Source organism: Nocardia sp. BSTN01 (genome assembly GCF_015354405.1).
Taxonomy (GTDB): Bacteria; Actinomycetota; Actinomycetes; order Mycobacteriales; family Mycobacteriaceae; genus Nocardia.
Window position 1 is genome coordinate 143773 of record NZ_JADKYP010000011.1, and the last position, 7844, is coordinate 151616.

The following is a 7844-nucleotide window of genomic DNA, read 5'->3' on the forward strand; positions in this document are numbered from 1 at the left end:
TGCCGACCGGCACAACGCCCCGGTCAGTACCATCTCGGTGGTGAACGGCGACGACCCCCAGCAGTATCCGCGGACCCGCCGGGTGCCGCCGCCGGCGGGCCCGGACGGTCGACGCATGCCGCCGCCGGACCGGCACGATCCGCGCGTACCGCCCGGTTCCGGGCGTCCGATGCCACCGGGCTCCGGCCGCCCGCCGCATTCCGGTCGCCCTCCCGGTTCGGGACGGCCGCTACCGCCGGGATCGGGCCATCCGCCCGGACGTCCACCCATCGAACCGACGCAGGTCATTCGCCGCGACGGCAACAATCCGCCGCTGGCCTGGTCGCAGGTGCCGAGCAGCCCGGCGCGGCCGCGCGGCAATCCGCCGCCCTACGAACACGGCGTCGAGCACGGCGGCGAACCGCCCACCCACGCCCCGACCCAGCGCCCGGTGCCGTACCGGGAAGCACCACCGCCACCGCCCCCGGCCCGTCCCCGCCGCACCGAACGCCCGCCGCGCGAACCCCGTGCGCCGCGGGCCCGCCGGAAACGGCATTGGGGCCGATGGTTGCTGATTCTGCTGCTCATCGTCATTCTGCTGCCGGTCGCCGGGGTGATCTATCTGGATCGCTCGCTCCACCGCATCGACGCGCTGGCCGCCTATCCGGACCGCGTCGCGCAGACGGCCGGTACCAATTGGCTGCTCACCGGATCCGATACCCGCGTCGGTCTGACGCCGGAACAGGAGAAGGAACTGTCGACCGGCGACAGCGCCGACGCGGGTGGTGAGCGCAGCGACACCATCATGCTCGTGCACATCCCGAAATCGGGTGCGCCCACCGTGGTGAGCCTGCCGCGCGATTCGTATGTGAGCATTCCGGGCGTCGGCAAGGACAAACTCAATTCCGCGTTTTCCGCCGGTGGCCCGAAATTGCTGGTGCAGACGGTCGAGAACGCGACCGGCCTGCGCATCGACCATTTCGCCGAAATCGGCTTCGGTGGTTTCGCCGGCATGGTCGATTCACTCGGCGGTATCGATATGTGCCTGCCCGATGCGATCGACGATCCGAAGGCCGGTATCGACCTTCCGGCCGGATGTCAGCATCTGTCCGGCTCTCAGGCGCTCGGGTTCGTGCGGACCCGAGCCACTCCGCGAGCGGATCTGGACCGCATGAACAATCAGCGGCTGTTCCTGTCCGCGCTGCTGGAGAAGGCGACCAGCGCGGGCACGCTCGCCAACCCGTTGAAGGTGTGGCCGCTGGCCCGCGATGTGGCCGCTTCACTGCAGGTCGACAACGGCGACCACATCTGGGACCTCGGCCGGTTGGGCTGGGCGCTGCACGGTAAGACGATCGCCACCACCGTGCCGATCGGCGGCTTCACCGACGAATCGGGTTCCGGCAACGTGCTGCTGTGGGACAAGGATCGGGCGAGCCGCTTCTTCGATGCGCTGGCACACGACCAGGCGGTCCCGGACGATCTGCTCACCCGGTAGCGTCGGGGGTATGTCCGGTATCGGCCCCTTCCCCGAACTGCTGCGCGCGCAGATTCGACGCGAATTCACCGCCTCGCAGCAATATCTCGCCGCGGCCGTCCATTTCGACGCGCAGCGGCTGCCGCAGCTGGCACGTATCTGCTATCTGGGCGCGGAGGACAAACGCGCCCACGCCCTGCGGATGGTGCAGTATCTGCTCGACCGGGATGTCGCCGTCGCGGTCACCGGTACCGACGAAGTGCGCTCGGAATTCGGATCGCCCTCGGCCACCGTGGAATTCCTGCTGACTCGGGAACGGGAACTGACCGATCACATCACCACGCTGACCCGCACCGCCCGCGACGCGGGGGATTATCTCGGCGAACAGTTCATTCGCTGGTTCCTCGAGGATCAGCTCGCGGAGGTCGCGCGGCTCACCACCCTGGCGGCGGTGTGCGAGCGAGCGGCGGGCAATCTGTTCGACATCGAGGAGTTCGTGGCGCGCGAGATCCCGGCCACACGTGCGCCCGACACGTCCGCTCCGAAACCGGCGGGAACCGCGCGGCGGTGAAAATGCGAGAGGGTCCGAAAACGCAGGCAGCCGGCGAATTCCGTAATGCGGCCGGGCCGCTCGGGTAAGGCGCCGGTAACTAAGGCAATACTTGCCTCATTAAGGGTGTACTTGGATGACAACCCAACTTGACCAGCACTAATGTCGGGCCCATGTCCAGCCACGCCGATTCCTCGTACAGCAAATTCCACGCCCTGCTCCACGATCAGATCCGGCATGAATTCAATGCCGAGCATCAGTACATCGCGATCGCGGTGTGGTTCGACAATGCCGATCTGCCGGTTCTGGCGAGGCACTTCTATGCCCAGGCCATCGAGGAACGCAATCACGCGATGATGATCGTGCGGTATTTCCTCGATCGGGACATGAGCGTCGAACTCTCCGGCGTCGACGCCGCGCGGTCGCAATTCGATAATGCCCGCGAGCCGATCCAATTAGCGCTGCAGCAGGAAAAGACCGTCACCGAGCAGATCATCCAATTGGCCAGCACCGCCCGCGAGGAGGGCGATTATCTGGGCGAGCAGTTCATGCAGTGGTTCCTGAAGGAACAGGTCGAAGAGGTGGCGCGGATGACCACGCTGCTCACCGTCGCCGATCGGGCCGGATCGAATCTGTTCGATCTCGAGTATTTCGTCTCCCGCGAGATGAGCGGTCCGAGCGATACTTCCGGAGCTCCGGCGGCGGCCGGCGGAAATATCTGACGCGAGAGTTCTCGCGAATCGACGAACTCGGCCTGCCGTCCGGCGGGCCGTGTTCGTCGCATTCAGCCGGTGCGGAACGCTTGTCCCGCAGTACGTTTCGTCAGCGCAGCGTCACCTGGCGCGAGCGCAGTCCGTCGCGGGAGCGCCGCTCCTCCGAACTCATCGGGGCGTCGGAGGCCAGCGCCTCGGCCAACCGGGCGCCGAATTCTTCTGCGGGGGTGACCCATTCGCTCGGGTGCCGTTCGCGATCCAGATCGAAGACCGGCACCAGCAGGCCGTGTGTGCGGAACGAACCCGCGAATCGGGAGCCGTCGCCCAGGTGCAGCCCACCCGCGGCGTGCACGCGTGCGAGGGCCAGCATCAGGGCATCCTCGTCCTCGGGCCGGACCCAGCGCAGATGCGCCTTCTCGCCGGCGTCGACCCACCAGGCCGCGCCCACGGATTCGGCGCCGAGGGCCAGCCGGTCCGACGGCATGATCGCCTGATCGGCCTGGTCGATGGTCGCGGCGACCTGCGGATCCGGCGTGACACCCTCCGGGACCCACCACTGGAAGTTCTGGTGGACGGTCAGATCCAGATTCGCCTTGGGATCGATGACCTCGGACAGCGGGGGCACCGCGTCCTGGGCGGCTTCGCTTGCCGCGGTGAGCGATTCGCCGGGTTCGGCGGCCTGCGTCCACAGAATGGCGGCGGCCAGATCGGCGGCCGGGTTCCCCGACTGGACCTGCACCTGCGCACCGACGAATCCGGTCGGCTCGTCACCGGCGCGCACCAGGGCGGCGACGGCGCCGGGCAGCACGGTGGCCAGCGTCACCGGGCGCTCGGCGGACACGCCCGCGGCCAGTTCGAGGGTCGCGGTCGCCGACGGGACGAACTCGCGGAGTGCGACCAGGTCGCATTCGGCGGCCAGCCCGGCGAAGGGGCGCGGCACGGCCGAAGCGGCCTGCTCTTGCGCCGCACGACGTTCGGCGAGGCGCTGAGCCCGATTACTGTCGGGCTTGGGACTGTTGCGCTTGCTCTTACCCACGAACGCAGAACCTACAGGTTCCCGCGGCCACCGCCGCGCAGGGGCGCACCGAATTGCCGCGCAGGGCGGACAGAATCTGGCGCGCAGGGCGAACCGATTCCGCCGCCGGGGTTTTCCGATCGGATCAGATACCGTCCAGCACGTTCTTGGTTCGGCCGGGATGGTTGGTCGCGACCCAGCTGACGCCCAGCTCCGCGCACAGTTCGACGTCCTGGGGATCGTCGACGGTCCAGCAGTAGGTGGCGCGTCCGGCGGCGGCGGCCTTGTCGACCAGTTCGGGATGTTCGCGCAGCGTTTTCACCGACGGACCGACTGCGGTGGCACCGACCGTCGTCGCGGCGCTTCCGCCCAGGTACCGCGAGGATTCGCCGAGCAGCACGGTCGGCAACAGCGGCGCGGCCCGGCGGATGCGCCACACCGCGGTGGCGGCGAACGACATCACGACCGCGCGGGAATGGTCGGCGGAGGCCGGTGTGGCGATGCCGAAGCGCTGCAGTTCGGCCAGCACCTTGTTCTCCACCAGCGCGCCGTAGCGGACCGGATGCTTGGTCTCGATGAACAGTTTGGTCGGCCGGCTGCGCCAGTCCAGTACCAGCGTGATCAGTTCGCTCAGCGTCAGCACCGGAGCGGGGCTGCCGTTGCCGCCGAAGTCGAGATCGCGCAGTTCGTCGAGGGTCATCTCGCTGACCAGGCCGGTGCCGGAGGAGGTGCGGTCCACCGTGCGGTCGTGCACACAGACCAGATGGCCGTCACGAGTCAGCCGGACATCGCATTCGACACCGTCCGCGCCCTCCTCCAATGCCAGCTCGTAGGCGGCGAGGGTGTGTTCGGGACGGGTACCCGACGCACCCCGGTGCGCGACCACGAACGGTGCGCGATTGCCCTGGCTCACTTGGCCATGACCTCCTCCTGTTCGACGCGCTCCGCCTCGGTGTTCTCGGCGCCGGTGTTCTCGGCTTCGGTGTGCTGCGCTTCGGCGTTTCCGGCCGCCCGGTCCGCGGTTTCCACCGCGGCGACCGGATGGACGGGCTCGATCACCGGGACCGCCGGACCGGCCGCGGGCAACCAGCGCTTGGCCGTCCGGACCCGGCCGCGCAGATCACGACCCTCGCACATCCGCAGCACCCACAGCGACAGCACCGTCGCCGCGACCGCGACCAGATCGGTGTAGACCGTGAAGATCACACCGTCGGCTTGGCCCTGCAGCGTATCGGCCGTGCGCCAGAACAGCGACGCAATGACCATCACACCGTTGAGAACCCAGATAACCCACCAGATCCGCACCGCGCGCAGCGTGCGCGGGTCACCGCCGAGCTGGCGAACCAGTTCGGTGAGGAAAACACCCGGCCAGACCAGATTGACCACCGGGATGAGCCCGCCGCACAGCAGCGCCCGCAGGGAGCGGGGATCGCGGCGGCCGTTTCCGGCATAGGCGCCGCGGCGCGCGCGCACCAGCCAGCCGAGCAGGCCGACCGCGGTGATCAACGCGCAGATCAGCGCGGCGACCGAGGTCGCGTAGACGGTGAGGTCGGAGAAGAACAGCAGCAGCGGCTGAATCAACCGGGTGCGGTTGCGCAGCAGAATCAGATAGCGGCCGAATTCGGCGACCGCCGAGAGTCCGAAGAGGATGACGGTGGCCAGCAGCAGACCGGCGACCCGCTCGGTCAGCCAGTGCAGCACGGCCTGGATCCGGTTCTGCGGCGCGGCGGCGACGCGGGGCGGCCGGTCCTGGAGACCCCAGCGCGGAATCTCGGCGTAGCGCGGCGTGGCCGGATCGATCGCGGGCGCCGGACGCGGGCGTTCGACCCGCGGGCCGCGCCCCGGCGGGCGGGCCACCCAGCGGTAGTTGCGCCGCTCCGGCGGGGCGTCGACAGGCGCCGGTGACAGCAGCACACCGCGGCAGCGCGGGCACCAGTGCATGGGGGTGCCGTGCACCGCCCAGCGGGCGCCGCACCGGGCGCAGGGTTGCACGACCGTACTCACCGGGCTGCTCCCCCTTCCATCCAGTCGACCTTCATCATCGGGTGTGCGGTTGCGCTCGTGCTTCGACAGCTCGTCAGTAGATTTTCGCCTCGGTGTCGCCCGCGCCGCTCAGTGGGCGTCCGGCCTGCTGCCAGGCGACCATGCCGCCGACGACCTGGTAGACCTCGAATCCCACGTACGCGAGGTATTTCGCGACCTCGATCGAGCGTCCGCCCTGGCGGCAGACGACGTAGATGTCGGCGTCGTAGTCCAGTTCGTCCAGGCGTGCGGGCACGTCGATCATCGGGATGTGCAGCGCGCCCGGCGCGTGGCCGAGCTGCCATTCGTCGTCCTCGCGGACATCGAGCAGGATCGCGGGCGGGGCGCCGTCTCCGGATCCGGCTCCCGCCGACGGTGCGGCGTCGAATTCGGCAGGCAGATCCTGGACCGGCACCGAGGGGATTTCGGAGCTCGTCACAATGGACGATCCTGCCACGTCCCCCGGATCGGCGGGGAGACCCGGCAGTCGATCGCCCGGGTGAACTCCAGGTTTGTTCCGGCCGTCCATACCGTGCCGCACACCCCGGGCACACCGACCTGTGTATATCTCACCCCCAGTTATCCACATAATCCACAACCTCATCCACAGGTTGCGACTTGCGAGACCGGTCGGTTCGTATCAACCGATTCCGGAAAACGGAACGGGGGCCGCTCCGGGACTCCCCTCCTCGGTCCCGGAGCGGCCCCCGCCGCCGCCTGCGGGTCTCCTGTACTGGTCAACGGTGTATCACCGGCCGCCACGAGAGCCCGACACATACTTGGACGGGGCGGCTGACCGATCGGTTCCCTCTCTTCGGCAAAAAAACGACAACACTAGCGAGAAACCGAAATACCGAGGTCTACGGCGGGGAATCGGTAGCCTGACGCTATGGACGCGAGCAGGGCGTTACTCGACGGATTGGATACGACCGGGCTCAACACCGCACTCGCCGAGGCGACCTGTCTCGGACTCGTGGTCGACGCCGCGGACGGACGACTTCGAATCGAACTGGAGGTACTCACCCTCCCCGGCGACGGGCAGCCCGCCGACGGCCGGGTGACGCTCACACTGTCCGGGGTCAGCCGGGTCGCGGCATCCCTGCGTCAGCAGCGCTGGGACGATCTGGAACCGCGCATCTTCCCGCTCACCCTCGACACCCTCGGGGATGCCATCGCCGGATTCGGCGGCGGCGCCCTGCACGGCTGGGATTTCATCGACGTCGACGACAGTGGCTGGGCGCTGTGGCGCGAGCTGCTGAGTTTCGACACCACGATCAGCGATCGGAGCCCGGCCCACGTCCTCGAGTTCTCCCAGCAGGAGGGCACCGATCCGCGCGAGCTGGATGTGCGGGTCTGGTTCGAGGACGTGACCGTCGAGACCGCCGACGGAAGTCTGGTCGGCCTGGACGAATTCGTGGCCGGCGCGCGACGCTGGTGGAAGGCACACGACTCGTGCGATCCGCGCACGATGCTGCCCGACGTCGCACCGCCGATGTAGGCGCAGCCCACCACCGAAGTGGCGGAACTCCGTACCGCGATCCGGGCGGAATCCGCGCCGACATGCGTTCAGCGTGAATAAATCTCCGACCCGGGGCATACCACGGGCGTGCGCCCTCGATCCTGGCCGAGCCGTCGATTTCGGGCCGTGGGAATCTAGGGTGGACCGGACCCGGTTGCATCGAGCGGGTGTACGAATGAAGGTTGGTGTGCTCGACATGACCGGGTACACGCGCCGACATCATGAGGAAGGGACATCGTGGCTGAGTACACGCTGCCAGATCTGGATTACGACTACGGCGCCTTGGAGCCTCACATCTCCGGGCAGATCAACGAGATTCACCACTCGAAGCATCACGCCGCATACGTCGCCGGCGTCAACACCGCGCTCGAGAAGCTGGAAGCCGCGCGCGAGGCCGACGACCACGGTGCGATCTTCCTGCACGAGAAGAACCTGGCCTTCCACCTCGGTGGTCACGTGAACCACTCCATCTGGTGGAAGAACCTGTCCCCCAACGGTGGCGACAAGCCGGTCGGGGACCTGGCCGCCGCGATCGACGACCAGTTCGGATCGTTCGACAAGTTCCGCGCCGG

At 68.1% G+C, this 7844-nt stretch carries 9 protein-coding genes; 5 read left to right on the plus strand and 4 right to left on the minus strand.

Features of this window, described 5'->3' with window-relative positions; genetic code table 11:
* The first annotated feature begins 40 nt into the window (after nucleotides 1-40).
* From IRT45_RS12730 to IRT45_RS12740, 3 genes are all read left to right on the plus strand, one after another.
* The gene (locus IRT45_RS12730) at nucleotides 41-1474 is read left to right on the plus strand and encodes an LCP family protein (RefSeq protein ID WP_375540095.1); all 1434 of its coding nucleotides are present in this window, start codon (nucleotides 41-43) and stop codon (nucleotides 1472-1474) included.
* Nucleotides 1475-1484: 10 nt separating this feature from the next.
* On the plus strand, nucleotides 1485-2024 hold the full coding sequence (locus tag IRT45_RS12735) for a ferritin (RefSeq protein ID WP_194806039.1): 540 nt from the start codon (nucleotides 1485-1487) through the stop codon (nucleotides 2022-2024).
* Nucleotides 2025-2176: 152 nt separating this feature from the next.
* On the plus strand, nucleotides 2177-2725 hold the full coding sequence (locus tag IRT45_RS12740) for a ferritin (protein ID WP_194806040.1): 549 nt from the start codon (nucleotides 2177-2179) through the stop codon (nucleotides 2723-2725).
* 100 nt (nucleotides 2726-2825) lie between these two features.
* Here IRT45_RS12740 and IRT45_RS12745 read toward each other — a convergent pair whose 3' ends face one another.
* The 4 genes from IRT45_RS12745 to IRT45_RS12760 all read right to left on the minus strand — a co-directional run bounded on the left by IRT45_RS12745 (nucleotide 2826) and on the right by IRT45_RS12760 (nucleotide 6192).
* Nucleotides 2826-3752, minus strand: a complete 927-nt coding sequence (locus IRT45_RS12745; RefSeq protein WP_194806041.1) for a DUF5926 family protein — start codon at nucleotides 3750-3752, stop codon at nucleotides 2826-2828.
* A gap of 124 nt (nucleotides 3753-3876) precedes the next feature.
* Nucleotides 3877-4644 (minus strand): glycerophosphodiester phosphodiesterase, encoded by a 768-nt coding sequence (locus tag IRT45_RS12750; protein WP_036496965.1) that lies wholly within the window; start codon nucleotides 4642-4644, stop codon nucleotides 3877-3879.
* Nucleotides 4641-5735 carry a DUF4328 domain-containing protein gene (locus IRT45_RS12755; protein WP_309240919.1) on the minus strand — a complete coding sequence of 365 codons (1095 nt, stop codon included), beginning with the start codon at nucleotides 5733-5735 and terminating at the stop codon, nucleotides 4641-4643. Before IRT45_RS12755 ends, IRT45_RS12750 begins: the two co-directional genes overlap by 4 nt.
* Nucleotides 5736-5808: 73 nt before the next feature.
* Nucleotides 5809-6192 (minus strand): rhodanese-like domain-containing protein, encoded by a 384-nt coding sequence (locus IRT45_RS12760; RefSeq protein WP_309240920.1) that lies wholly within the window; start codon nucleotides 6190-6192, stop codon nucleotides 5809-5811.
* A 450-nt stretch (nucleotides 6193-6642) separates the two neighbouring features.
* Between IRT45_RS12760 and IRT45_RS12765 the strand changes: the two genes are divergently transcribed.
* Both IRT45_RS12765 and IRT45_RS12770 read left to right on the plus strand, forming a co-directional pair.
* Nucleotides 6643-7251, plus strand: coding sequence for a hypothetical protein (locus IRT45_RS12765; RefSeq protein WP_194806043.1), 609 nt, complete (start codon nucleotides 6643-6645; stop codon nucleotides 7249-7251).
* A gap of 258 nt (nucleotides 7252-7509) precedes the next feature.
* Nucleotides 7510-7844 (plus strand): superoxide dismutase (locus IRT45_RS12770; protein WP_194806044.1); only part of this gene is annotated, 335 nt, incomplete at its 3' end.